Raw genomic sequence first — 25,764 nt, forward strand, 5'->3', positions numbered from 1 at the left:
GGTTACATCATCCGACGAAATAACGCCTCCAGGCCGCTGCGCCTCTCCGTACGGGAGGTGATGGCCTGCATCAACACACGCTCGTCCGCATACAGCGATAAGCGCTTGCGCGCGCGGGTAATCGCGGTATAGACCAGCTCACGCGTCACTACCGGTACGATCTGCTGCGGCAGGATCAGCGCGGCGTGATCGAACTCTGATCCCTGCGATTTATGCACGGTCATCGCCCACGCAGTGTCGTGCTCCGGTAAACGCCCTGGCTGCACCGATTTAATGGTGCCATCCGGCAGCGGAAACCAGACGCGGATCCCCTGCCCCTGCTCAAGCGCAATGCCGATGTCACCGTTAAACAGCCCCAGCGATGAGTCATTACGCGCGATCATTACCGGTCGCCCGTGATACCAACGGGAGTGCGGCAATCGCGTAATCTGCCGCTGGCGTAATAACGCTTGCTCAAGTCGCTCATTCAAGCCGCTTACGCCGAATGGCCCTTCCCGCAATGCGCACAGCAACTGGTATTCGCCAAACGCTGCGATCACCTCTGCAGGCGCCGCATTGCTGTGTACCAGCGAGAGATAACGGGCATAACCGGCAAGGGCATCATCCAGCATCTGCTGATACTCTTCCGTCGACTGTAACGGCTTACGCTCAATATCGCTAAACCCCTGCCCGAACACGTCCCGGGTGGCGGATTTATCCCCCCGGTTTACCGCAGCAGCAAGCTGACCAATGCCGGAATCACTGCCGAAGCGATAGCTTTTTTGCAGCAGACACAAACTGTCACGCAGTGCGCTGGCCGCGCTCCCGTCTCCCGCCGGTACCGCACAGCCGGTCAGGCGCGTCAATTGTGCTGCGCGTTCCGCCGTGTAACCAGCATTAACCCAGGCGCAGATATCCCCCAGCACAGCGCCGGCCTCCACCGACGCCAGTTGATCGCGATCGCCAAGGAAAATCACCCGGGCATGCGGCGGTAGCGCCTCAATCAACCGCGACATCATCGGCAAATCGATCATAGAGGCTTCGTCAACGACCAGCACATCCAGATGCAGCGGGTTACCCGCATGATGGCGCATGCGCTGGCTCCCCGGCTGAGCGCCCAATAATCGGTGCAGTGTGCTGGCCTCATCGGGCAGCATCGCTTTTTGTTGCTCATTCAACGACAGCTGACGCAGCGCATTACCCAGCGACTCGGTTAATCGTGCGGCGGCTTTACCGGTTGGCGCCGCGAGGCGGATACGACACTTGTCGCCATCAACCATCTGCACCAGCGCAGCAAGCAGTTTCGCCACGGTGGTGGTTTTGCCGGTCCCGGGCCCTCCGGAAATCACCGAAATCCGCCGGGTTAACGCAACGGCGGCGGCCACTTTCTGCCAGTTGACGTCATCGGTAGCCGGAAATAGTGATGTAAGGGCCTGCGTCAGGCGCACCTCGTCAACCGCCAGGGGCGTGTTCTCTTGCGCAAAGAATGCAGCGACCTGCCGTTCGTTGCACCACATTCGGTTCAGGTAGAGACGCCCGTCGGAGAGGATCAATGGCGTGGGGGCATCTCCCTCACTCACAGCGGGAGAGGCCAGTAGAGTTGCCTGCCAGTCATCCGGTTGCCCGGCGCATTCAAACAATTGCGCTAATAGCGTCGAGGGGTGAGCGAACGCCTCAGGCGTAAGACGCGCCAGCGGCAGGCAGACATGCCCTTCCCCCGCTTCATGGCTGAGCAGTGCAGCCGCCAGCATGACGGCTGGCTCATCTTCGGTGGTCACAGTAAGGGCGAACTGAACGTCCAACGGACGCAGCAACTTCTGCTGCGCCGCTTCACGTAATAAGGTCGTCATGCTCATGGCGTCATCTCCTGCTCCAGCCCGGCAAATAACGCATCCATTTGCGCAATCAGCGCGCCATCAGGACGGGTAGCAAAAATGCCCTGCTGCGGGTTTTGGGCTTCCACACCGCGTAAAAAGAGATAAATCACGCCGCCGAAATGGCGTTCATAGTCATACCCTGGAATGCGATGGCGCAAATAACGGTGCAGTGCGAGCGTATAGAGCTGGTATTGCAAATCGTAACGATGCGACTGCATCGCCGCCGCCATCGCCTCTTGCGTGTAGGCCTCTGCGCTCTCACCCAGCCAGTTAGATTTATAATCCAGCAGGTAGTAGCGCCCGTTATGGCGAAACACCAGGTCGATAAAGCCTTTCAGCATGCCGCGAACATCGCGAAAATCAAGCGGCGGGCAGCCTGCCGATAGCGGGTCGTAGCGGCGTATCAATGCATCCAGTGCAGGCGCGGTTAATGTCTCGCTGATGGGGAGATAAAACTCCATCTCCACCTGTTTATCTTTGCCGCTCAACTGGCGCAGACACACGCCGGACTGTGCCAACGGCGCGCGCAATACCGTCTCCAGCCAGTCGCTGAATACCGGTTGCCAGTGCTCTTCATAGCCGCCCGTAAGCAATTTTTCCGTTACCCACGGCGCAGAAACCGGTTGGGTAAAATCCATCTCTTCAAACAGACTGTGCAAAAACGTTCCCGGCGAAGCGCCACGAGGAAACTGGTGCGGTGTTAACATCGGCTCTGCTTGTGGCTCCCGCTCTCCGGCTGCATCCATATCCAGACGCGGCAGTAAATCCAGAGCGATGCCGTGAGCACGCTGCTGTAACCCGGAGTAGCTGGTGACGCGCCAGTCATCGGCAATACGCCGCTGCATGTCACGCGCACTCAATGCGGGTGGTCGCACCTGCGGCATCTGCCAGGGTTCACCGTCCGGCGTTTGCGGCACACAGACGGCAATATCGTCATTGCACAGTTGCTGCAATGCGTTTTGCAGGGCGGTGGCATCCAGCGCCTCGCCTTTTTGCAGTAACCGGCCAAGCGCGCTTAAGTGGAAATCCGACGCCCCGGCTTTCTCGCCACGCCGACGGAACAGCGGCGCAATGCCTAGGCTGCAATGCCATATGGAACGCGTCAGTGCGACATACAGTAACCGCAGATCTTCCGCCAGCCGTTCCTCCTCCGCCAGCGCAACGCTGTCATCAGCATGGCTAAGGTCAAGCACAGCCTGAAAAGCGTCGCGATCGTGATAAAACCCCTGATCCTGCACACGGAAATTCGCAATAAATGGCAGCCATACCAGGGAATATTCCAGGCCTTTCGATTTATGGATCGTGACAATTTGCACCAGATGTTTATCGCTCTCCAGACGGAGTTGCTCGCTGGCGGCGTTGGTGTTTGGCTCGGCTATGCGTTGCGTTAACCAGCGCGTAAGCGCGTGCTCACTCTCCAGTTGCGTCCCCGCTTCCTGTAGCAGTTCACTCATGTGCAAAATGTCGGTCAAACGGCGCTCGCCGCCTGGCGTCGCCAGCAAGTTTTCCGCGATATGGCGTGCGCTCATCAGGGTGCGTAGCATCGGCATGACACCCCGTTTTTGCCACAGCTCCCGATAGCGGGAAAACTCTTCCACTACCGCATCCCACGCCAGCTCATCGAGATTCAGCGCTTCAATGTCCTGCGCCGTCAGTCCCAGCATCGATGTTGCCAGCGCGCTGCGGAGCGTACTTTCACGCTCCGGCGCCAACACCGCCTGCAACAGCCACAACAGCTCCTGTGCTTCAGGTGTTTCAAACACGCTGTCGCGGTTGGAAAGGTAAACAGAAGGAATATTCAGCAGCGTTAGCGCATCGCGGATCAATGACGCTTCGTGGCGGCTGCGCACCAACACTGTAATATCCGAGGCTTTGACCGGACGGGCTTTTTCCCCTTGCTGCAACAGCGCCTCCCCCTGCTGTCCGGCGCTTAACCAGTCACGGATCTGCGTTGCGCACAGTTGCGCCATAAAGCTTTGGTAATCCCCAACGCCGACGCCGTCACCCTCCATCAGCCACAGCTTCATCGCGGGCTGCGTTTCGCCCCGAAGCGTAAAACGCAGAGACGCATTTTTAGCGGCGGATTTGACCGGCAAAAAGGGGATCTGCCGGAACATAAAAGCATCATCCATCTGGCTGAACAGCCGGTTAACGCTGGCTACCATCCCCGGCGCCGAGCGCCAGTTAGTATCCAGCGTATAGCGGGCGCTCACTTCGTCCCGCGCTTTCATATAGGTGAAAATATCCGCCCCGCGAAATGCGTAAATCGCCTGTTTCGGATCGCCAATCAGCAGCAAACCACACGCTGGTTGCCCCAGCCAGATACGGCTGAAAATACGATACTGTTGCGGGTCGGTATCCTGGAATTCATCAATCATCGCCACCGGGAAGCGGTTGCGAATAGCAGCGGCCAGCGCTTCACCGTTCGGGCTTTGCAGCGCGCTATCCAGCCGACTCAGCATATCGTCAAAACCCAACTCGCCGCGACGGCGCTTCTCTTTGGCTACCGTTTCACGAATTTCACGCATAGCGGAGATCAGCACCAAATCGTTAAGCGTCAGAGGCTGTGCCAGGAGATCGTCGATGGCGACAAACAGAGCATGCTCCGGCACCACGCCACCGGCTTTGGTACGCTGGGCCAGAAACGACTGGGCAAACTTTTCCAGTGCGTCCGGTAGCAGATAACTTGTTGTCTCTTCCTGCGCCCAGGCGGTGATCTTCTCTGTCCATTTCGCCTGGTTGCCACGGTTGAACTTACGCCTGTCGATGCCGGAGTTTTCGAGCAGCGGATCCAGCTCATCCAACGCGGCATTCCACTGGCGCTTTACGGCTTCGATTTGCGCAATGATTTTCTGATGGCGAGAGGCCAGCGTTTCATCTGCAGCTGGCAGAACTTTGATTTGCGGTGCTTCGCCTTGCAGATAACGATCAATCGACTTCAGCAGGTCCTGAGGGCCTTGCCACACCGCGTGGATTGCCTGGGCAATGTCGCGCGGCAACGGGTAGCAATGGCGTCGCCAAAAATCCGCACAGGCCTGATAGCGCAACAGTGACTCGTCTTCCACCAGTTGCTGCTCAAACAACATGCCGGATTCAAAAGCATTCAAGCTCAGCATCCGCTGGCAAAAACCATGGATAGTGAAGACAGCCGCTTCGTCCATCTGGCGTTCAGCCAGTAGCAGCCATTGCGCCGCCTGCTGTTTATCGTCGATCTCATCCAGCAAACGGGCATACAGAGGGTTGTCGGTGGATTCCCGCAGGCAGGCAATGCGCAGCTCGTGAATATTGCTGCGAATGCGGCCACGCAGCTCTTCTGTGGCCGCTTCGGTGAATGTCACCACCAGCAGTTCTTCAACGCTAAGCGGACGCGGGAAGGCGGCACTGCCGCCCAGCCCTAATAACAGCCGCAGGTAAAGCGCGGCAATGGTGAAGGTTTTACCGGTTCCCGCCGAGGCTTCAATCAGGCGCTCGCCAGTAAGCGGCAAGCGCAGGGGATCAAGGGGCTCAGCGGTGGCTTCATTCATCTTTCTCGACCATCATGGGTAAGGATTGCTGCAACGCGCTGACGCTGTCCCAGACCTTCCAGCCCTGCGGTCGGGCGTATTCGACTTTCCCGCTCTGGCTACCGGAGATCTGCGACAAAATCGCCATACCTTGCGGCTCAACCACCGCCTGATGGAAGAAGTCGGCAAGTTTTTGCGGCGTCAGCTGTTTTATCTGGGCCACTACTTTATCACGTGAATCGAAACGCATATTACCGCGATCGAAATCTTTGCTCAGTTTGGAAGCCTCTTCACCTAACGTCTGCGGCGCTTGTTCAATTTGCGCAATCACACCCTGCTGAATTTGCGCGAACTCTTCCGGCTTCATGGCGCGCAGCCGCGTTTCCGCCGTCGGGAAGAATGCCTTATAGCGATCCCAGAGATACGCAGGCTGTTTACCGTTGCTTTGCAGCAGGAAACCCATTCCCCACTGGCGGCCAACACTCATCGGGAAGGCGAAAACCGCATAACCCAGTTGTTCTTCAGTACGCAGTTGGTTATAGAACCACGGCTGGACAATCTGCCCCAGCATCGTGCTATATGCAGAACTGCTGTATTCATCGAAACCAGGAGGAACAAATACAGCCGCGAGTGCGGAGTCAGTGCTGTTACCCGCTTTTTCAAAGCTTACATTCTGCTGTTTATCCACCAGCACGTCTTTATTACGACACCATTCCGTGCCTTTTGCGCCGAGCTGTTTCTGCACGTTATGAGCCAGATCTTTCGCCTGCTGCTCGCCGAGATTACCGATGACCAGGAACTCAGGACGTGCGTTGGTTTTCAACGTTTCGCGGTAGTTCAGAATGTCCTGCAGGGTAATGGAAGGCAGCAGGTCACGACGGGTTTCACGCTGAAAATAGGGCACCTGTGAGAGCATCTGGACCGGCATAATCGCCAGATCGAAGGCTTTGCCCTTCTCTGCCGAATCCATCATCTGCGTGTACCAGGATTTCGCCTGTGCCAGTTGTTCTTCCGTCGGCGTATAGCTGAAATACCCCGTTAACAGCGCCTGGAAGAGCTGAGGTAAACGTTGCGTGTAGCCATTGGCATTCAGCATCAACCCGTTGTTAGCATTGGTGGAGAAACTAATACCGCCGACCGACGCCTGATTACTGAGCTGATCGAGAGCCAGCCCGGCCAGGTAGTCATTGAGTGCAAACAGCACCTGATTTTTCGCGCTATCCATGGCTTGCGGGTTGCGCAGCACGACGCTGACATCAGCCTTCGGTTCGCTGGCGAAATAATGGCTTGGCATATACACCACGCGTAACGTGGGCTCATCGACAATCAGTTCCGGATGCGCATACTGCTTCTCAGGTTTGATCAACGAGAAGTCATCGGGAATATAGGGATTCAGCTCCGGAAATTTCAACGCTATCGCACTGGCACGTTGTTGCCAGTCAGCGAAGGTTTGCGGGGTGATTTTATTCACCTGATAGGGCGCCTCAACGAAATAGGCGGTCTTATCGTGGGGTTCGTCCGGGCTGATGTACCAGATGCGGGCGTTTTGCGGCGTCATTTCATCAAGGCGCGCCTGCACCGCTTTCGCATCGAACTGGTCAGCAATATTCACCGAATCAAGGGTGTGCGCGACCGGGACACGGATCATGGTGTCCGCCAGCCACTCAACATAATCCATATCGCGGGTAATGGACGGGTAGCGAAAATCAAGATCCAGAATATGGGACAGCTCGTCGAAATAGCGCTTATCCACGCCTTTATCACGCAGCAGTTGTAAGTAACTGAAGATCGCCGCCACCACCTGATCGCGGTTTGCCTGCCCTTTGTCAGTGAGTGTGGCGGAAATGGCCAGCACGCCACTGTTACCGTTGACCACCGGGTCAGAATCACCGCGAATGCTTTCCACCAGCCCCTGGCTCTGCAACCAGTCAGAGAGCGTCCCTGGACTGCGGTTGCCGATAAGATACGTGATCAGTTCATCCGTTTTGCTGCGAAACGCAGCGGTGTTGTTATCAATACGGAACTCGACGCGCACAACTTTGCGCGGCACCGCCGGGACATAATGGATGATGATCCCTTTTTGCGCATCGGTCACCACCGGCGTGGAAATCTCCGGCTTACTGATATTTTTATTCGGCACGCGACCGTAGGTTTCTACGGCGATCTTCGCCAGATCCGCCAGCGGACGATTACTGTAGACCACGGCCTTCATCAGATTGGCAGAGTAGTATTTATCGCGAAACGCCAGCAGCGCATCATGTACGGGGCTGCCGGGTTTGTCACTGAGGGTTTCAAGGTTGCCGCCAGAGAAGCGGGCTCCCGGGTGAGCCGGGTTGATGGTTTCTGCGCTCACCTGCGCCATCCGCATCCCGTCGCGGGTACGCGCCATCGTCAGTTCGGCATTCACGGCATTACGCTCGCGCTCCGCGTATTTTTTGTCCAGCATCGGTTCGGCAATGGCATCCGCCAGACGGTCAACGGCACCTTCCAGCGCATTATTTTCCACTTCCAGGTAGTACGCCGTGCGATAAGGAGCCGTACTGGCGTTATGACTGCCGCCGTGCAATTTGAGGAATTCGGCGAGACTGTCCGGCTGCGGGTATTTTTTCGACCCCATCAGCGTCATATGCTCAAGATAGTGAGCAAGACCAGGATGGGTATCGGGATCTTCCAGCGAACCCACCGGCACGACCAGGGCAGAGAGCGACTTCACCGCCTGAGGATCGGACACCAGCAACACGACCATACCGTTATCAAGGCGAATGGCCTGATACTGTCGGGTATCTTTGTCGCTCTTACGGATAGTTTCCTGAACAGGTTGCCAACCATTATCTGCCTGACTGAATGGCGCCCAGAGGGCAAAAAACAGTACGAAAGCTTTTAACCAGGTGCTGCAGGGCATTCACGAACCTCATCATTAACGATCCCGGAGATACCAGGAGCTGCGGATATCGCCGGGTAAAACATGTGCTGACTGTGCCAGCACTCTTGTTATATCAGTCCGTGATCGTCGCGCATAATAATAGAAGCCTTCATGTTGCGCAATTTTTATACAATCAACCAGACTGATTATGCCGATAAAGCGGTAACAGGAAACGCTGCGCCTGTTCAGTGATTTCTGCATAATATTCAGGTTCAAGGGTGCGCCACAGACGCTGATACCAGAGATCATCGCCTTCGCCGCGAACCATCATATTGCCTTCGTACGCCTGCAGAAATTTGCCCTGCGCTTTTTGTAACGTTTCGTCATCCATTACCATGGCATCATTTGCCGCGTCATAACAGACTTTTATCCATGCACCGCCGCTTTCCGGCAGCAGTAATAACGGTTTTGCCATGCCTTCCCGGTATCCGTCAATCATCAGGGCCAGATAATGCATTGCATGGTCAGGCTCCAGGGGCGGGAAGCGCCACTCGCCATCTTTGCGCACAAACAGTCGGCTCTCGCCGGTTCCCCCGCTGGCACAGTAGACAAGATGCTCCAGCCAAAGTTGCACCCCTTGAGAAACGCTCAATAGCGAGGGCCGCCAGCGTAGCAGGCCATCTGCCTGTACGCGCGGCAACCAGCCGGTTAAATGTACACCGGCACAATGTAAGTCGATTTCGAGGCTATCGGCAGGCTGGCGCAACTCGCTGACACGGCTGGCCAGTGCCTGCATCTCCTGGCATTGCGTCTCCCAGAAGATCTCGCCAAAGGCGCCATAAGGCAGTGCACCCGCTGCCCGGTAACGCCGGAACAATTTTTCCGCATCCTGCTGTTCAACCAGCGCGTTAAGCAGTTCATTATTCAGTTGATAACGACTTAGCCCATCCAGCACAAAAGGTTCCGCATCCGGAATTTCACTCTCTTCCGGGCGGAAGTTAACCTGTAACCGCATCTGGAAAAAGGCGCGTACCGGGTGCGCCCAGAAACGCTGAAGCTGGTCAAAGGCCAGCGTCTGCAGCGGTAGTGGTGCCAGCGGCTGAATAAAAGCAGGATGTGTTTCGCCCTGCTGGTTTGCGGCCGGCAACCAGTCGCGTGCATAGCTCTGCCACTCATCAGCAACATAATTCGCGGGGTCGAACGGCATACGGGTATGCAGATGAGTGATATGCGCCTTCACCCGCGCTTCACTCTCATCGCAGTTCGCGGCCTCATCACCGGGCAGATAGTGACTTTGACCGATGTAGTCCACCAGTTCCTGCACCAGCACCGAAGGGAAACGTTCTTTGTTATCCTGAATGGCACGACCGATATAGCTGATATAGAGCTGCTGTTGTGCGGAAATCAGCGCTTCAAGGAACAGATAGCGGTCATCATCACGACGACTACGATCGCCACGCTGGGGTTTCTGACTCATTAAATCAAACCCCAGCGGCGGCAGCGTTCGCGGATAAACGCCATCGTTCATCCCCAGTAAGCAGACCACCTTAAAAGGGATCGAACGCATCGGCATCAGAGTGCAGATATTAACTGGTCCTGCAAGAAAACGCTGACTGATACGCTCCTGATCCAGGCGCTGCGCCAGTTCATCACGCAACAAAGAAAGGGGGATTGCTTCACCGTAGTTTGCTCCCACGCCCTTGGCGATGATCTCCTGCCACTGCTGTTCGATCAGCGCAAGCGCCGCTTCGGTGTCCGGATCCGGCAAGAAAAAATCGTTCAGCATTTCACGGCAAACCGGCAACCACTCCTCCAGCGGGCGTTCCTGCGCAAGCCCACGGCGCCAGATATTCAGTTGCATCAGCAGTGACGCCAGGTGACCCACCAGTTCTGCGATCAGCCCGCTGGATTCATCGTAAGGCAGAACAGACTGCCACTCGCCTTGACGACTCTCCATGGCGTAACCCAGAAGCATACGCGTGAGACCAAACTGCCAGGTGTGCTGACCGGTTGGCGGCAACGCCAGTTCGCGCACATTATCGTCATCCATCCCCCAGCGAATGCCCGACTCGTTTACCCACAGGCGCAAATAGCGCAGCCCCTCTTCGTTGATGTTGAAACGTGCAGCCAGTACCGGCACATCCAACAACGCCAGCACATCTTCTGACACGAAACGGCTGTCTGGCAACGACAGCAGGCTAATAAACGCCTGCAACGCCGGGTGCGCCTGGCGGGCGCGACGGTCGGAAATGGCATAAGGCACATAGCGTTCACCGCTGGCGCTGCCAAACACCGACTGAATATAAGGACTGTAGCTATCAATATCCGCCACCATCACCACGATATCGCGCGGGGTCAGATCGGGATCGGCGTCCAGCATCGCCAGTAAACGATCGTGCAAGATCTCAACTTCCCGCTGTGGGCTGTGACAGACATGTACCGTAACGCTACGATCGCCCGGTTGTAGCCTGCGTTTTTTATCGCTGCGGGAAAACTCTTCTGCGGTCACCCCGGCTACAGCGGCGTTTTTTAATTCAAGAATGTCGTATTTAATATTTTGTAGCAGTGTACCAGGCGTTATATCGACAAACGCATCCAGTTCCTCGTAGCGTTCCATTCCCGCCAACAAAAAGATATTGTCACGACCCAGTTTGCCCCATGAGCCAAGCAGCGGGTTACTGACATCCTGTTCTCCCTCGTCGTTGAATAAACTGCCGGCAGTTTGCGAATCCCGAAACAGCGGAAACTGCCGGGCTTCCCGGTGATGTCGACGCTGGCGGGTGATAAGTTTCGCCAAAAATGCGGGATCTTTGATGTCGCCCCAGTAGTAGCGACAAGGGTTAGTGAATAGCAGGTGAACATCGATATGCTTACCCAATGCCTGTAATGCTTGCAGGTAAACCGGCGGCAGAGCGGAAATCCCACAAATAAAAACCCGGGAGGGAAGTCCTGCGGGACGCGCCTGGGCTGATTCGAGTTTATCGATAAAACGTTGATACAGATTAGCGCGATGCCAGTGTGGCTGACCGAGAGCGGCAGTGTGCTCCACCAACGCACGCCATAACGGTGCTTGCCAGCGTTGCGCCTCATCCAGACCATCTACGCTCTGCCCCGCCTCCCAGCGAGTTAGCCACTCCGGGCGGTAAACAAGGTATTGGTCATAGAGATCCGCCACACGGGAAGAGAGCTGAAAGAGCTTTCGCTTATCATCATCGTCACTCAGGTAATGATGCAGCATCGCGAACTCTTCGCGCTGCAACATGCCTGGCAGCAGCGACATCAGTTTCCAGCTCATACTTTGTTTGTTAAACGCACTCTCTTTCGGAATATCGTCCAGCACACTGACAAACATGTCCCAGATAAAGCTCGCCGGAAGAGGAAACGTGATATTGGCGGCAATGCCAAATTTCTGCGCCAGCGTCATTTGCAGCCATTGCGCCATACCGGTGCTCTGCACCAGGACGACCTCAGGCTCAAAGGGATCGTCAAGCGGATCGCGCTCAACAATAAACTCCATCAATGCTTCCAGCACATCCAGACGATTGGAGTGATAAACCCTTAACATAAACGCTCCTGACTACTGACTAAGTGGGCAAAATAACCGTGTCATTTGTCCCTGCCTGCCCCCTGGCGAGATGACGGTAACCTGGATGCTGACACATCCCTCTGCCGTTGTCTGCAGTCGCTGGACCCGCCAACCAGGAGGCAACGGCGGCGGTGTTGGTTGCGCCTGCTGCCACGCGCAACGCCATAGCTGCCGCCACTGACTGGCGCTGGCAAAGCCCGACGCCAGAGCACGATGATAACCGCCAAGGGCGGTGACCACCATCACCATTAATACCATGGACAGCAGCACTTCCGTCAGGCTAAAGCCTGCCTGCTTATTTACGGGAGCTGGCATTGCGCAGACTCCTTTAACGGGCAAAAATCACTCCAGCCATGTGGCGAAAAAATCACGCGTTGCTGGCTCACCTGCCCGCGTCGCCACAATTGCACCTCGTCATACGCCGCAATCAATAATGCTGTCTCATCAGCAAAAATACGCAAACAAGCTCGCCATTGCCGCTCAACCTGCCCGAAACACTGCAACGCAGGCGTCGTTGTCCAGGGTTGAACCCGCGCCCATTCCATTGCCGAATGGCTCTGTGCAAGGCGGCGCAACATTTTGCTTTCATGGTTGACCTGCCAGATATGACTGGTTAACTGTTGGTTCAGGCCATTTAGCATCAGGCTACCCAGCAACAGTAATAACAGGACCAGCGCCAACGATGACATCCCTCGTTGACGGTTCATAAGTTGTACCCCATCACGTCGAGAGCAGCGACCATCTCTCGCCCGTGTTGTCCGGACACACGCGCCGCCAGCGTCACTGTGATGATGGGAGCAAAACCCGCTGTACGACGTAGCGCGACGTTAAATCGCTGTACCGTCATCTGAGCCGGATCGGTGGTCTTTTCCCAACCGCGTCCTGTACAAGTGGTTGCGCCACGTAGCGTTTCCAGTGCGCCTTTTTGCAGACGAAACCCGGTCTGCTCCGATTCGCTATGCCCTGACGGCTCCCAGCGTCCATTACTGTTCGCATCCCATTGCACAATCACACACTCCCCGGCATTGCGAATCAACAGTGGTTCACCGCTACAATGCCCGTTGCAATATCCTGCGCGTTGCAGATGTTTCGCCACAGTCCACGTACGCAGCCACAGTTCATTCTCAGCCGCTTGCATGCGGTAGTGCTGTAGCACGCCCGTTTGCAACGCCGGTAAAAAACGCGCCGAAGCGAGCAGTAGCACGCTGCTTATCGCCATCGCCAGCAATGTCTCCAGCAAAGAAAATCCTCGTGTCCGGCTTAACATAGTGACTCCACGGCTTGTTGGCACATTCTGATCCTTCCCCAGGCGGATATCACAATTCGCCACTCCCCGGCGTGACTGCGCAGGTGAATATGCCCCGGCCACGCGCTATTGCGCAGACCATAAAAACCCAATGAAGGCGTGACCTCCACTAAGGCTACTTCCGGCCAGTCAGGGGTCAACACAAAAGACCCTGCGGCCTCGCAGGTCTGTACGGGTGTGTTTGCCAGACACCAGCGTCCCCCTTCATGCACGCCATAAACGCGCTGCGAGCGGTTTAGTCCGTTCGCATCATCGCGCAAGCGTTCCAGAAAATGACGCGCCTGCAATGCGGTTTGCCACAATCGTTGCTGTGCCTGCCAGCGCTGCCAACCGGAGAGCCCCGTTCCGCAGAGGATAACGATCAGCCCTATCGCCACAAGGGTTTCCATCAGGGTAAAGCCATGTTCACGTTTCATGGCGAAAGTCTGCGATGCACGAGACCAGGTTGCGAGCAAGGAAAATGGCTTTTACGAGGTGCTACGAAGGAAAGATTCGTTGTTGCAAGGCGTTGCAAATTAGCCGGAAGCGACACCGAACATGCAGTTTTTGGGCAAAAAAAACCGGCGCATCACCGCACCGGTTGTGTCATGTTGAATACGATCAGATAGCGACCGGCGCTTTGATCCCGGGATGGGGATCGTAGCCTTCAATCTCGAAATCGTCGAAGCGGTAATCGAACAGCGATGCGGGCTTACGTTTGATAACCAGTTTCGGCAAAGCGCGAGGTTCACGGCTCAGTTGCAGCCGGGTCTGTTCCAGATGGTTACTGTACAAGTGGGTATCGCCACCGGTCCAGACAAAATCCCCCGGCTCCAGGTCGCACTGCTGAGCCATCATATGCACCAGAAGCGCATAGCTGGCGATATTGAACGGCAGGCCGAGGAAAATGTCGCAGGAGCGCTGATAGAGCTGACAGGAGAGCTTGCCACCTGCCACATAGAACTGGAAGAAAGCGTGGCATGGGGCCAGCGCCATTTTATCCAGTTCGCCGACGTTCCACGCGGAAACGATAATGCGGCGCGAGTCCGGGTCGTTTTTCAGTTGATTGAGGACAGTGGTGATCTGGTCAATATGGCGACCATCTGGCGTTGGCCATGCGCGCCACTGTTTGCCATATACCGGGCCAAGATTGCCCTGCTCATCAGCCCACTCGTCCCAGATGGAGACATTGTTTTCATGTAAATAGGCAATATTGGTATCACCCTGCAGAAACCACAGCAGCTCATGAATAATTGAACGCAAATGGCAGCGCTTGGTGGTCACCAGCGGGAAGCCATCCTGCAGGTTAAAGCGCATCTGATGGCCAAAAATAGACAACGTGCCTGTCCCGGTGCGGTCGTTTTTCGGGGTGCCTTCATTCAGCACCTTTTGCATCAATTCTAAATACTGTTTCATGGTTCCTCAGGAAACTTGTTGCTGCGGACGACGGTAAGCCCAAATCATCATAATGAGGCCCGCGACGATCATCGGAATGGACAGGATCTGCCCCATGCTGATGTATTGTACCCATGCACCGGTAAATTGCGCATCCGGCTGGCGGAAGAACTCAACGATAATACGGAACGCACCATAGCCAATCAGGAACAGGCCGGAGACTGAGCCGGTCGGGCGAGGTTTACGGATAAACAGGTTGAGGATAATAAACAGCACGATGCCTTCCAGCGCCAGTTCGTACAACTGCGACATATGGCGCGGCAACATACCGTAGGTATCAAAGATGGATTGCCATTCGGGATGTGACGGCAGCAGCGCCATGTCTTCCGTGCGCGAACCGGGGAATAGCATGGTGAAAGGGAAACTCGGATCAACGCGGCCCCATAGCTCACCATTAATAAAGTTGCCTAAGCGACCCGCGCCCAGACCGAAGGGGATCAGCGGCGCAATAAAGTCAGAGACCTGGAAGAACGTACGCCCGGAACGTTTGGCAAAAATAATCATCACCACGATCACGCCAATCAAACCACCGTGGAAGGACATGCCCCCATCCCATACGCGGAAAAGGTAAAGCGGATCGTTAAGGAACAGCGGGAAATTGTAGAACAGAACATAGCCGAGACGGCCACCGAGGAATACGCCAAGAAAACCCGCGTAGAGCAGGTTCTCAACTTCGTTTTTCGTCCAGCCACTGCCCGGACGGTTTGCCCTGCGCGTAGCCAGCCACATAGCAAAAACGAAGCCCACCAGATACATCAAGCCGTACCAGTGGAGGGAAACCGGCCCAATGGAAAAAATCACCGGATCAAAGTCCGGAAAATGCAGATAGCCACTGTTCATGTGTCACCACAACTTGTTGTTATTCCGCCCGAAAAGCCCAGCGGTTCACACGCGAGACCGCAACCGGCGGCCGCTCCAAAGCTGCGAATCATAACATAAGGCGAAGGCGCGGGTGGCGGTGAAGTGTAAAAGATATGTATAAGGCCTGCCAGCAGAGCACTGCCTGGCAGCGCCTCCACCGCCGCATAACGCTAACGCTTATTCGGGCCACACCTAATTAACAATCAGGTGATTAAATACCGCCGCGAATCAACCCGCCCAGGCCGCGTCGCTCCATAAAGGCCGCAATCTGATGGCGGACTTCTGTCGCCAGTTGCGCCTCCAGAGCACGCCTTGCCAGCGTCTGCGCCTCTTCACAATCGATGCGGCGCAGCAGGTATTTGATACGCGCCACAGAGCGCCCGTTCATCGACAAATGGCGATACCCCAGGCCAATCAGCACCGCAACACACATGGGATCGCCAGCCATTTCACCGCACAAGCGGATATCAATACCTAAACGTTCAGCCTCATCTGCCACCATCGCCAGCGCACGCAGCACCGCCGGGTGCAGGCTGTCGTACATATTCGCCACGCGGGTATTGTTGCGATCGACAGCCAGAATGTACTGCGTCAGATCGTTCGTCCCCACCGAGATAAAATCGACGCGGGTCGCCAGGTGAGACAACATAAATACCATCGACGGGACTTCAAGCATCACGCCAATACGCGGTTTGGGAATGGCGTAGCCGATCATCTCTTCCACTTCGCGCCCCGCGCGCTCAATCAACCGCCTTGCTTCATCCACTTCGTCAATACTGGTAACCATTGGTAGCAGAATACTGAGGTTGCCGGTTGCCGCATTGGCACGCAACATCGCCCGCACCTGCACCAGGAAAATTTCCGGTTGGTCGAGCGTAATACGGATGCCGCGCCAGCCCAGACACGGGTTCTCTTCGCTGATCGGCATGTAAGGAAGTTGTTTGTCGGCACCAATATCCAGTGTACGCAACGTAACGGGCTTATCGTTGAACATCTGCAACATGCCCTGGTATTGCGCCACCTGCTCCTCTTCCGAAGGAAAACCGCTTTGCAGCATAAACGGTATTTCGGTGCGATACAGCCCGATACCGTCGATGCGGCTACCGAGCTTCTCTTCATGCTCCGGGCTTAACCCCGCATTGAGCATCACTTTTACCCGCTCGCCGCTTTTTAGCTGGGCGGCAAGGTTCACATCATCTTCGGCCAGACGGCTTAATTCGTTCTCTTCCGTGATAAGCCGCTGATATTCCTGCAACAGTACCGGTTCAGGATCCACCAGCAATTCACCACGGTAGCCATCCACCACCAGCGTGCGACGTTGCAGCAACGAAGGCTGAATATCGGCCCCCATGACCGTCGGAATGCCCAGCGCGCGCACCATGATCGCCGCATGTGAGTTGGCAGCGCCATCGCGCACTACCACCCCGACAAGCCGGTCGTGCGGCAACTCAGCAAGCGTCGTAGCGGACAGTTCATCCGCCACAAGAATGAAGCGTTCCGGCCAGCTATTCGGCCCGGAAATTGAATCATCAAGATGGAACAGCAGCCGCTGCCCCAGGGTGCGTAAATCTCCCGAGCGCTCTTTCAGGTAGCCGTCGGTAAGTGCAGCAAACTGCTCAGCGAAACGTTCAATCACCGTTTTCACCGCCCACTCTGCGACCACGCCCCGGTCGACTTCCTCAAACAGTTCGCGGCGCAGACGCGCATCGGAAAGCAAGTGCGAGTAGAGGTCGAAAATCGCCGCCGTTTCTTTCTGCGCACCAGCGGAGAAACGTTTGCTATAACGACGGAACTCGTTAGCGGCTTCTTCAAGCGCAGCAGTCAGCCTTTCCCTTTCAAGGGTAGTGTCCAGCGTTGAGGCCTGATAGACCTGCTCCATCAGCGGCAACGTTTCATCCACCCACCCTTCGGCGATTGCCACACCAGGAGAGGCAGGGAGCGCACGAATGCGCGTCTGGCGATATTGACCAAACAACGCGTTTAATTGGGACTGGGAGAGAATTGCCGCCACCTGCGTGGCGAGCGTCACCAGAAAGGACTCTTCACTTTCATCGTACTGGCGCAGCTCACGCTGCTGAACCACCAGTACACCAAGCAACTGACGGCGCTGAATAATAGGTACACCAAGAAAGGCGCGAAAACGCTCCTCTTTCACAGCGGGAATATATTTAAAGCTGGGGTGTTTCTGCGCATCGGCAAGGTTGATAGGTTCCGCCAGCCTGCCGACCAGACCGACAATCCCTTGATCAAATGCGAGTGTGACAGTACGACCACGCGGTTTTTTCAAACCGCGCGTCGCCATCAGGTAAAAGCAACGTCTGTCGTGATCTGCGAGATAGACCGAGCACACCTCGGTTTCCATCGCCAGGCAAACGTCGGTAACCAGTATTTCCAGCGCTTCGTTAAGGCGCGGCGCGCTGGCGACTTTCTCAACTATTTCTCGCAGTCGGGTGAGCATGATGTGGGTGGCTTAACCTCGTTTACGTCGCCATGCAGGCGCATTCTGCGGCTTAGGAGGCGTTTCCTGAAGCAGCATGACCGCGCTTGCGAATTCTTTCATCACCCGCCGGTAGACGTCGCGTTTAAACGACACTACCTGACGAACAGGATACCAATAGCTTACCCAGCGCCAGCCATCAAATTCAGGCGTACTACTGGCTTGCATATTGATGTCGGCATCGTTACCGACCAATTGCAGAAGAAACCACTTTTGTTTCTGGCCGATACATACCGGCTTTGTGTCCCAACGCACCAAACGTTTCGGCAACTTGTAACGCAACCAGTTACGGGTAGAAGCAAGGATACGAACATCTTTACGACTTAAGCCCACTTCCTCGAACAGTTCCCGGTACATTGCCTGTTCCGGGGATTCTCCAGGGTTGATCCCCCCCTGGGGGAATTGCCATGAATGTTGTCCAAAGCGCCTGGCCCACATCACCTGGCCCTGGCGGTTACAGATTACGATTCCAACATTTGGGCGGTAGCCATCGTCATCAATCACCGGACTACCTCAAAATAAATCTGAATGAAGCGATTGTTTCACACTCGTGCATAACGGTAAACCACTCTATTACAGGGACACGGACGGATAACAATTGAATAACTCACAGTTATCGTCAGAGTTATAAACAGCGCTCGCCTCCGCCAACGGGTTTTATTCACCTTTTCTGTGGATAGAGTTGTGAAGAAGTGTGGAATTACCCAGGGAAAACCCGGAACAGTCTGAATAACTCGTGATTGACCTGTAAAAATAAAATACAGTAATTCATTGAGTTAAAGTGTTTATCAACCTTTTCCTCGGACGTAGTGTGATGATCATCACTCTTCGGATCCTGTCGCTGATGAAAGATCGAACAGAGCCGTTTTTATCCACAGATTATGCCAATAAGTTAGGCACATTTTGTGCAGAAATTCGATTTTCGTCGCACGTCAAGGCTGTAAATTGAAACAGTAGTGGGGCTTTTCCCCAGTTATCCCACTTTTCTGTGGATAACAGGGTGTAAGATCCTGTTTATTGTCAGTGACCAGATTTGGAAAACCGATCACACTGTTGCGCAACGCCTGATCGATGAAAATAAATTACCTTATAAATCATCGCATTGCTTAGCCAGCATGGAAAAAGGTAAACTGCACAGATGCAGTGCAAAACTGCCGTCTGTTTTTTAACCAAAAGGTTTTTAGCATGTCTGCGTTAGCTCCACTGACAACACCTCCGGAAACAGAAGCTCAGTTGCTGGCTCAGGCGCAGCGCCTGGCAGGCTACTCACTGGGAGAACTGGCGGCAAAGGCAGGGTTGCCCGTTCCCCGCGATCTCAAACGAGATAAAGGGTGGACGGGTGTGTTGCTCGAGCTGTGGTTAGGCGCAAGCGCAGGCAGCAAACCGGAACAGGACTTTGCAGCGTTGGGCGTCGAATTGAAAACGATCCCTGTAGACAGTCAGGGACGCCCGCTGGAAACAACGTTTGTTTGCGTCGCGCCGTTGACCGGCAACAGTGGCGTGGTGTGGGAAACCAGTCACGTTCGCCATAAACTCAAGCGTGTCTTATGGATCCCTATCGAAGGATCGCGGGAAATACCGGTGGCAGAACGCCGGGTTGGCTCGCCCCTGCTCTGGAGCCCGAACGAAGACGAAGAACGGCAGTTACGTCTCGACTGGGAAGAGTTGATGGACCTGATCGTGTTAGGGAGAGTCACCCGTATTACCGCGCGTCACGGCGAAGTGATGCAGTTACGCCCGAAGGCGGCCAACAGCAAAGCACTCACCGAAGCGATCGGCGAGCATGGCGAACGGATCCTCACCTTACCCCGCGGTTTTTATCTGAAAAAGAACTTCACCAGTGCCCTGCTGGCTCGTCATTTTTTACTCTCCGGATATTAAATTTTTGCCACAGCAACGCTGACGCTTATAATTAGCGCTTCTTTTTTTTGGCAGGACTTTGCTTAAATGTTATTTGCATGGATAACCGACCCCAACGCCTGGCTGGCGCTCGGAACATTGACGCTGCTGGAGATCGTTCTCGGGATCGACAATATTATTTTCCTCTCTCTGGTCGTCGCCAAACTTCCCACTGCACAACGTAATCACGCACGTCGCCTTGGGCTTGCAGCGGCAATGATCATGCGCCTGTTACTGCTGGCGTCTATTGCCTGGGTGACCAGGCTGACGCACCCACTGTTCAGCGTGTTTGATCACAACGTTTCCGCCCGCGATTTGATTCTTTTTCTCGGCGGCTTGTTCCTGATCTGGAAAGCAAGCAAAGAGATCCACGAATCGATCGAGGGGGAAGAAGAAGGGTTGAAAACCAATGTGCACTCTTTCCTTGGCGCTATCGTGCAAATCATGCTGCTGGATATCATTTTCAGCCTTGATTCCGTGATCACCGCCGTGGGCCTGTCGGATCATCTGTTCATCATGATGGCCGCCGTGGTGATTGCCGTTGGCGTAATGATGTTTGCTGCGCGGCCGATCGGCGAATTTGTTGATCGCCATCCGTCGGTCAAAATGCTGGCATTGTCGTTTCTGATCCTTGTTGGCTTTACGCTGATCCTGGAAAGCGTCTCTATACATGTGCCGAAAGGCTATATCTACTTTGCAATGTTCTTCTCCATCGCCGTTGAAACGCTCAACCTGATGCGTAACAAGAAGAATCCGCTGTAATGTTCACGCTTCCTCTTCGGAGGAAGCGTTCTTCGCTGTTCCTCTCTCCTCATCCTCTCTTTTCAGATAATCCCGCTTTTTCATCACCCGATCGCACGTTATTACTAGACTTGTGTATGACAGGCCGTGAGAGGGGCAGGATGATGAAAAAATGGGCAGTACTGATTTCCGCAGTGGGACTGGCTTTTGCTGTTTCCGGATGCAGCAGCGATTATGTTATGGCGACAAAAGACGGCAGGATGATCCTGACGCAAGGTAAACCGGAAATTGATGATGAAACCGGGCTGGTCAGCTATCACGATCAGCAAGGTAATAAAATGCAGATTAACCGTGATGACATATCCCAGATTATCGAACGCTAAGAAATCCCTATAAAGGTCAGTAACCTGCTGGCCTTTTTTTGAATTTCCGCTTTCCCTTTCGCTTCCCCTCTGCCATGGTTATATTCCTTTGTCAGGAGCTCTGACGTTGTTTGATTGAGGAAGCCGGCTATGCACTATCACCGTATCCCCCACAGTTCGCTTGAAATCAGCACCCTGGGGCTGGGCACAATGACGTTTGGTGAACAAAACAGCGAAGCCGACGCCCACGCACAGCTCGACTATGCCGTCAGTCAGGGCATTAACCTGATTGATGTCGCAGAGATGTACCCTGTACCGCCGCGCCCGGAAACACAAGGGCTGACTGAAACCTACGTCGGCAACTGGCTGGCGAAACGCGGCAACCGCGAAAAACTGGTGATCGCCTCTAAAGTCAGCGGCCCGAGCCGCAACAATGACAGCGGCATCCGCCCCAATCAGGCGCTGGATCGCAAAAACATCCGCAGCGCGCTGGATGCGAGTTTAAAGCGTCTGCAAACCGATTATCTCGACCTGTACCAGGTGCACTGGCCGCAGCGCGCCACCAACTGCTTCGGCAAACTGGGTTATAGCTGGGTAGAGAGCGCACCGGTCATCACGCTGTTGGAAACGTTGGAAGCGCTGACCGAATTTCAACGCGCCGGGAAAATCCGTTATATCGGCGTCTCAAACGAGACCGCCTTTGGCGTGATGCGTTATCTTCACCTGGCAGAAAAACATGAACTGCCGCGCATTGTGACCATTCAAAACCCGTATAGCCTGCTAAACCGCAGCTATGAAGTGGGCCTGGCGGAAGTGAGCCAGTATGAAGGCGTTGAGCTGCTGGCCTACTCCTCCCTGGCGTTTGGCACGTTGACCGGCAAATACCTCAACGGCGCGAAACCCGCAGGCGCGCGCAATACCTTGTTCAGCCGCTTCACGCGTTACAGTGGGGAGCAGGCGCAAAAAGCCGTGGCGGCCTATGTGGATATTGCTAAACGGCATAACCTCGATCCGGCGCAAATGGCGCTGGCTTTCGTGCGCCGTCAACCCTTCGTCGCCAGCACCCTGCTGGGCGCAACGACGATGGAACAACTGAAGACCAATGTGGAGAGCCTGCACCTGGAGCTCAGCGAAGCGGTGCTGGCGGAAATTGAAGCGGTGCACCAGGTGTATACCTACCCCGCTCCGTAACCTGCTAACGGCGGCGCTGCCAGATCCACAGCGCCGCAATCGCCAACGCAAACAGCGTCCCGAAGCCAACGCCCACGCCAACCACCGGCGCCCCCGCTTTTACCGCCAGCGAATAGAGCCCCAGCATCAGCAACATCGCCATATTTTCGCCGAGGTTTTGCACCGCGATGGCGTTGCCCGCGCCCACAGATGCTTTACCGATTGCCTGCAATAGCGCATTTAAAGGCACGACGAAGAAGCCGCCCAGCGCACCAATCAGCAGCAAAACGCCATACGCAGGCAGTAATGCATGTTGTAACGAAAACAGCGTCACCGCCACACCAATCAGGATCCCGGCAGGCATACAGCGGGCAACGGTATCCAGCGTCACCAGTTTTGCCGCCAGGCCCGCTCCCGCCACAATACCCACGGCCACCATTGCATTCAGATAGGTTGGCGTGGCGTTATCGGAAATGCCCAGCGCCACCGGCACCCACAGCACCAGTAAAAAACGCAGCGTCACGCCCGCCCCCCAAAACAGACTGGTACCCACCAGTGAAAAGCGCGTCTCACCGTTGCGCCACAGGCTTTTGCAGGCGCTGAAAAAGCTGTGGGTCATCGGCGTAAAGCGCCAGGATTGCCCCGGCCGCGCAGCAGGCAGTTTAGGGATCATCAGGTTGGCGACCACAGCAGCGCCATATACCACCGCACACACGCCCAGCGCCGCCAGCACATGCCAGTCGGCCAGCACGCCACCAGCCACCGAACCCAGCAGGATCGCCGCAATGGTGGAAGACTCCATCAGGCCATTGGCTTTCACCAGCTTATCACCAGTGGTAATTTCACCCAGAATGCCGTATTTCGCCGGGGAGTAGGCCGCTGCGCCAATACCCACCAGCAGATATCCCACAAACGGGTTCACGCCGATACAGATACTCACCGCGCCCAACAGTTTTAACCCGTTGGCCACCATCATTACTCGCCCTTTGGCATAGCTGTCGGCGACCTGACCGACAAAAGGAGCAAAAAGAATGTAAGCGCCCACAAACACCATCTGCAATACCGGCTGGCTCCAGTCAGGGTAAAACTCCGCTTTCAGCAGCGCCAGGGTGGCAAACAGCAGCGCGTTATCGCCAAACGCCGAGAGAAACTGAGCGGCAATCACCGCCATCATCCCCCGCGACCACAGCGAAGTGTTAGTGCTTACTGACTCACGCATGCGTGGATTCATCCTCTTCAACCATACCTTTCAGTGTAACGAAATCGGGTTTGCCGCTACCAAGCAGCGGAAGTTGCTTCAGGAAACGAATATCGCGCGGCACGGCCAGTTCCGGGATGCCATGCGCACGCGCCTGCTGGAGCAGTTTGTCGCGCGTCAGCGCATCATCGGTGGTAAACATCACCAGCGCCTCGCCTTTGCTGGCATCGCTTTTGATTACCGTAGCATGCAGTTTGTCAGGCGAGGTCATCAGCGCCAGCTGTTCCACCGTCTCCAGCGACACCATCTCACCCGCGATTTTGGCAAAGCGTTTCGCGCGCCCCTGAATCTGAACAAAGCCTTGCTCATCAAAACGCACGATATCGCCCGTGTCATACCAGCCTGGCTCCAGCTCACCGTGGATATTTTCCGCGGCGGGCGTTTCCAGCACACCGGGGTTTTCTACCCGCAGGTAGCCGGTCATCACATTAGGCCCTTTAAGTTGCAGACGACCGCCCTCTTCAATGCCCGGCACCGCCAGCAAGCGGGCATCCATCCCCGGCAGGATCCGCCCGACAGTACCCGGTTTGGCGGCCATCGGCACATTGATCGATACCACCGGCGCGCACTCCGTTACGCCATACCCTTCGAGAATGCGCAAACCGAACTTGTCCTGCCAGAGCTGGCGGGTGCTCTCCTGCAATTTCTCTGCGCCTGCCACCACATAGCGCAGACGGTAAAAATCATAGGGATTGGCAAAACGGGCGTAATTCCCAAGGAACGTCGATGTGCCGAACAGCACCGTACAGTTCCGGTCGTACACCAACTCCGGCACAATGCGATAGTGCAGCGGGCTGGGGTAGAGAAACACCTGGGCGCCAGTCAGCAATGGGGTCAACAACCCAACCGTCAGGCCAAAGGAGTGGAACAACGGCAGCGCCGACATAAAACGATCATTGGCGGTAAAGTCGGCGATGGTCTTAATCTGCTCGACATTCGCCAGAAGACTCTTGTGGCTATGCACCACGCCTTTAGGATGGCCTTCAGAACCGGAGGTAAAGAGGATCAGCGCCGGATCTTCCGGCTTTTGCGCAACCTGCGCTTTTAATGGTGTCAGCAAATGGCGGAAGATCCACAGCTTATCTTCCAGTTTGACGTCGCTTTTCAAATCTTCGAGGTAAACCCAGCGCACCTGGGTCAGTTGCTCCGGCAGATGCCACAGCTTGCCTTTCTCCATAAAGGTGCGCGAGGTAAAAATGGTCTTGATTTGTGCTGCGGTAATGGCGCTGCTCAGCCCTTTCACCCCGGCGGTGTAGTTCATCATCGCCGGAATTCGCCCACGGGCGATAGCGCCGAAAATGACCGCCGCGCTGATCCCGGCATTCGGTAACATCAGGCCGATTTTCTCTCCCTGCGCCGTGTATTTATCCAGAATACGCGCCACAAACAACGTTTTGGTCAACAACTTACGGTAACTGTCGGGGGTGAAGTTGATATCTTCTACGCAGGGCTTCTTTTCACCATAGCGGTACTGCGCCGAGAGCAACGCTTCGAACAGCGTTTCACGCGGGCGCACCGCCATGCGGGCTTCCATCATGATTTGATGCAACATCTCGCCCGCCAGTTTACGGCGATCGCGCGCACGTGGGGCATCCGGCATCGGTAATTGCGTTGGCGGCAGAATATGCAGCGTAATGCGCGGGAACAGGCGCTGTTTAACCAGCCCTTTCAGGCGGCTGAAATACGTAAGCTCCGCGCCATCAATGCGCAGTGGAACCACTGTCGCGCCGGACTTTGCCGCCACAAACCCAGCGCCATCGTAAATTTTCATTAGCGAACCAGAAACGGAAATACGCCCTTCCGGAAATATCACCACCGGCCGTCCCTGCTCTACCAGTCGCACCAGATGCTTAATGGACATCGGTTTGGTGGGGTCGAGCGGCACAAAATCAATGATTGAGCTTATCCAGCGCATATACCACTGGGTACTGATTGAGGTGTAAACAGCGAAAACCGGGCGCACAGGCAGGAACAACGCCAGCAGAATGCCATCAATAAAAGAGACGTGGTTAGGGGTGATTAATACACGCTCGCCATGCAGCGCCTCTGTTTTTCCGGTCAGTTGCACCCGGAACAACACCTGAAACAGGCTGCGGAAAAAGCCCAATAGCATTTCAACTCCTTTTGCCAGTCAATTAAGCACAATGTCTTCAAATTGTGGCAGATTACACGAGAAGCGCAGGAGGGAAAACGCGGGCAAAAAAAAACCTGCGCGTCCGCGCAGGTTGGTGCAATAAATAAGTACGAAGAGTGTACCGAATACTTCACCAATCAATACCTCTGGGAACTTGATTGTGGCGTGGGGTATCGCGCGTTACCAGCGGGAAAAAGCAAGAGAATGAGCCGAAGTGAAACCAGGTATGTCTATCATTGATTCCTGTTACACCCCGGAAAACCGCAAAAAAAAACCTGCGCATCTGCGCAGGTT

The 25,764-nt window shown here is 55.3% G+C and carries 18 protein-coding genes and 1 pseudogene; 5 read left to right on the forward strand and 14 right to left on the reverse strand.

The features are described 5' to 3' along the window. Positions 1-2 precede the first annotated feature (2 nt). The 12 genes from recD to rppH form a co-directional block, all read right to left on the reverse strand. On the reverse strand, positions 3-1,835 hold the full coding sequence (gene recD / locus ABGA49_RS13520; protein WP_088237791.1) for an exodeoxyribonuclease V subunit alpha: 1,833 nt from the start codon (positions 1,833-1,835) through the stop codon (positions 3-5). Then, positions 1,832-5,380 (reverse strand): exodeoxyribonuclease V subunit beta, encoded by a 3,549-nt coding sequence (gene recB / locus ABGA49_RS13525; RefSeq protein WP_347665669.1) that lies wholly within the window; start codon positions 5,378-5,380, stop codon positions 1,832-1,834. The genes recD and recB overlap by 4 nt, the downstream gene beginning before the upstream one ends. Further along, positions 5,373-8,261: a pitrilysin gene (ptrA, locus tag ABGA49_RS13530; protein ID WP_347665670.1), complete on the reverse strand. Its 2,889-nt coding sequence runs from the start codon at positions 8,259-8,261 to the stop codon at positions 5,373-5,375. Before ptrA ends, recB begins: the two co-directional genes overlap by 8 nt. A 154-nt stretch (positions 8,262-8,415) precedes the next feature. Next, on the reverse strand, positions 8,416-11,787 hold the full coding sequence (gene recC, locus ABGA49_RS13535) for an exodeoxyribonuclease V subunit gamma (RefSeq protein WP_061493332.1): 3,372 nt from the start codon (positions 11,785-11,787) through the stop codon (positions 8,416-8,418). A 12-nt stretch (positions 11,788-11,799) separates the two neighbouring features. Continuing rightward, positions 11,800-12,123 carry a prepilin-type N-terminal cleavage/methylation domain-containing protein gene (locus ABGA49_RS13540; RefSeq protein WP_061493331.1) on the reverse strand — a complete coding sequence of 108 codons (324 nt, stop codon included), beginning with the start codon at positions 12,121-12,123 and terminating at the stop codon, positions 11,800-11,802. Next, positions 12,108-12,515, reverse strand: a complete 408-nt coding sequence (locus tag ABGA49_RS13545) for a DUF2509 family protein (RefSeq protein ID WP_061493330.1) — start codon at positions 12,513-12,515, stop codon at positions 12,108-12,110. The genes ABGA49_RS13540 and ABGA49_RS13545 overlap by 16 nt, the downstream gene beginning before the upstream one ends. Continuing rightward, positions 12,512-13,075, reverse strand: coding sequence for a prepilin peptidase-dependent protein (locus ABGA49_RS13550; protein WP_347665671.1), 564 nt, complete (start codon positions 13,073-13,075; stop codon positions 12,512-12,514). The genes ABGA49_RS13545 and ABGA49_RS13550 overlap by 4 nt, the downstream gene beginning before the upstream one ends. Beyond that, positions 13,069-13,530: a prepilin peptidase-dependent protein gene (locus tag ABGA49_RS13555; protein ID WP_061493328.1), complete on the reverse strand. Its 462-nt coding sequence runs from the start codon at positions 13,528-13,530 to the stop codon at positions 13,069-13,071. The genes ABGA49_RS13550 and ABGA49_RS13555 overlap by 7 nt, the downstream gene beginning before the upstream one ends. 184 nt (positions 13,531-13,714) lie before the next feature. Continuing rightward, positions 13,715-14,509, reverse strand: coding sequence for a thymidylate synthase (gene thyA / locus ABGA49_RS13560; RefSeq protein ID WP_347665672.1), 795 nt, complete (start codon positions 14,507-14,509; stop codon positions 13,715-13,717). 6 nt (positions 14,510-14,515) lie between these two features. Further along, positions 14,516-15,388, reverse strand: a complete 873-nt coding sequence (gene lgt, locus ABGA49_RS13565) for a prolipoprotein diacylglyceryl transferase (protein ID WP_347665673.1) — start codon at positions 15,386-15,388, stop codon at positions 14,516-14,518. Between the two features lie 232 nt (positions 15,389-15,620). Next, positions 15,621-17,867 (reverse strand): phosphoenolpyruvate--protein phosphotransferase, encoded by a 2,247-nt coding sequence (gene ptsP / locus ABGA49_RS13570; RefSeq protein ID WP_061493325.1) that lies wholly within the window; start codon positions 17,865-17,867, stop codon positions 15,621-15,623. Positions 17,868-17,879: 12 nt separating this feature from the next. Next, complete coding sequence (gene rppH, locus ABGA49_RS13575; protein ID WP_061493324.1) at positions 17,880-18,410, reverse strand: RNA pyrophosphohydrolase; 531 nt, start codon at positions 18,408-18,410, stop codon at positions 17,880-17,882. A 452-nt stretch (positions 18,411-18,862) separates the two neighbouring features. Here rppH and ABGA49_RS13580 point away from each other — a divergent pair. The 5 genes and pseudogenes from ABGA49_RS13580 to ABGA49_RS13600 all read left to right on the forward strand — a co-directional run. Beyond that, positions 18,863-18,949: pseudogene (locus ABGA49_RS13580) on the forward strand (hypothetical protein); the annotation flags it as partial. Between the two features lie 142 nt (positions 18,950-19,091). Beyond that, positions 19,092-19,787: a DNA mismatch repair endonuclease MutH gene (mutH, locus tag ABGA49_RS13585; protein ID WP_061493322.1), complete on the forward strand. Its 696-nt coding sequence runs from the start codon at positions 19,092-19,094 to the stop codon at positions 19,785-19,787. A 66-nt stretch (positions 19,788-19,853) separates the two neighbouring features. Beyond that, complete coding sequence (locus ABGA49_RS13590; protein ID WP_061493321.1) at positions 19,854-20,567, forward strand: TerC family protein; 714 nt, start codon at positions 19,854-19,856, stop codon at positions 20,565-20,567. A 143-nt stretch (positions 20,568-20,710) separates the two neighbouring features. After that, entirely contained in the window at positions 20,711-20,929 is a 219-nt protein-coding gene (locus ABGA49_RS13595; RefSeq protein WP_134318733.1) for a YgdI/YgdR family lipoprotein, read from the forward strand. Positions 20,930-21,058: 129 nt separating this feature from the next. Then, complete coding sequence (locus ABGA49_RS13600; protein ID WP_134318732.1) at positions 21,059-22,099, forward strand: NADP(H)-dependent aldo-keto reductase; 1,041 nt, start codon at positions 21,059-21,061, stop codon at positions 22,097-22,099. Between the two features lie 4 nt (positions 22,100-22,103). Here the strand turns inward: ABGA49_RS13600 and lplT are convergent, their stop codons facing one another. After that, positions 22,104-23,297, reverse strand: coding sequence for a lysophospholipid transporter LplT (lplT, locus tag ABGA49_RS13605; RefSeq protein WP_347665674.1), 1,194 nt, complete (start codon positions 23,295-23,297; stop codon positions 22,104-22,106). Continuing rightward, positions 23,290-25,449, reverse strand: a complete 2,160-nt coding sequence (gene aas / locus ABGA49_RS13610; RefSeq protein WP_347665675.1) for a bifunctional acyl-ACP--phospholipid O-acyltransferase/long-chain-fatty-acid--ACP ligase — start codon at positions 25,447-25,449, stop codon at positions 23,290-23,292. The genes lplT and aas overlap by 8 nt, the downstream gene beginning before the upstream one ends. Positions 25,450-25,764: the final 315 nt, after the last annotated feature.

The organism is Kosakonia sp. WA-90 (assembly GCF_039871955.1).
Classification (GTDB): Bacteria; Pseudomonadota; Gammaproteobacteria; order Enterobacterales; family Enterobacteriaceae; genus Kosakonia; species Kosakonia oryzendophytica.

What these genes read in the sequence shown, in the direction of transcription:
- recD (WP_088237791.1), bottom strand. Translation starts at nt 1,835, where the DNA reads ATGAGCATGACGACCTTATTACGTGAAGCGGCGCAGCAGAAGTTGCTG.
- recB (WP_347665669.1), bottom strand. Translation starts at nt 5,380, where the DNA reads ATGAATGAAGCCACCGCTGAGCCCCTTGATCCCCTGCGCTTGCCGCTT.
- ptrA (WP_347665670.1), bottom strand. Translation starts at nt 8,261, where the DNA reads ATGCCCTGCAGCACCTGGTTAAAAGCTTTCGTACTGTTTTTTGCCCTC.
- recC (WP_061493332.1), bottom strand. Translation starts at nt 11,787, where the DNA reads ATGTTAAGGGTTTATCACTCCAATCGTCTGGATGTGCTGGAAGCATTG.
- ABGA49_RS13540 (WP_061493331.1), bottom strand. Translation starts at nt 12,123, where the DNA reads ATGCCAGCTCCCGTAAATAAGCAGGCAGGCTTTAGCCTGACGGAAGTG.
- ABGA49_RS13545 (WP_061493330.1), bottom strand. Translation starts at nt 12,515, where the DNA reads ATGAACCGTCAACGAGGGATGTCATCGTTGGCGCTGGTCCTGTTATTA.
- ABGA49_RS13550 (WP_347665671.1), bottom strand. Translation starts at nt 13,075, where the DNA reads ATGTTAAGCCGGACACGAGGATTTTCTTTGCTGGAGACATTGCTGGCG.
- ABGA49_RS13555 (WP_061493328.1), bottom strand. Translation starts at nt 13,530, where the DNA reads ATGAAACGTGAACATGGCTTTACCCTGATGGAAACCCTTGTGGCGATA.
- thyA (WP_347665672.1), bottom strand. Translation starts at nt 14,509, where the DNA reads ATGAAACAGTATTTAGAATTGATGCAAAAGGTGCTGAATGAAGGCACC.
- lgt (WP_347665673.1), bottom strand. Translation starts at nt 15,388, where the DNA reads ATGAACAGTGGCTATCTGCATTTTCCGGACTTTGATCCGGTGATTTTT.
- ptsP (WP_061493325.1), bottom strand. Translation starts at nt 17,867, where the DNA reads ATGCTCACCCGACTGCGAGAAATAGTTGAGAAAGTCGCCAGCGCGCCG.
- mutH (WP_061493322.1), top strand. Translation starts at nt 19,092, where the DNA reads ATGTCTGCGTTAGCTCCACTGACAACACCTCCGGAAACAGAAGCTCAG.
- ABGA49_RS13590 (WP_061493321.1), top strand. Translation starts at nt 19,854, where the DNA reads ATGTTATTTGCATGGATAACCGACCCCAACGCCTGGCTGGCGCTCGGA.
- ABGA49_RS13595 (WP_134318733.1), top strand. Translation starts at nt 20,711, where the DNA reads ATGAAAAAATGGGCAGTACTGATTTCCGCAGTGGGACTGGCTTTTGCT.
- ABGA49_RS13600 (WP_134318732.1), top strand. Translation starts at nt 21,059, where the DNA reads ATGCACTATCACCGTATCCCCCACAGTTCGCTTGAAATCAGCACCCTG.
- lplT (WP_347665674.1), bottom strand. Translation starts at nt 23,297, where the DNA reads ATGCGTGAGTCAGTAAGCACTAACACTTCGCTGTGGTCGCGGGGGATG.
- aas (WP_347665675.1), bottom strand. Translation starts at nt 25,449, where the DNA reads ATGCTATTGGGCTTTTTCCGCAGCCTGTTTCAGGTGTTGTTCCGGGTG.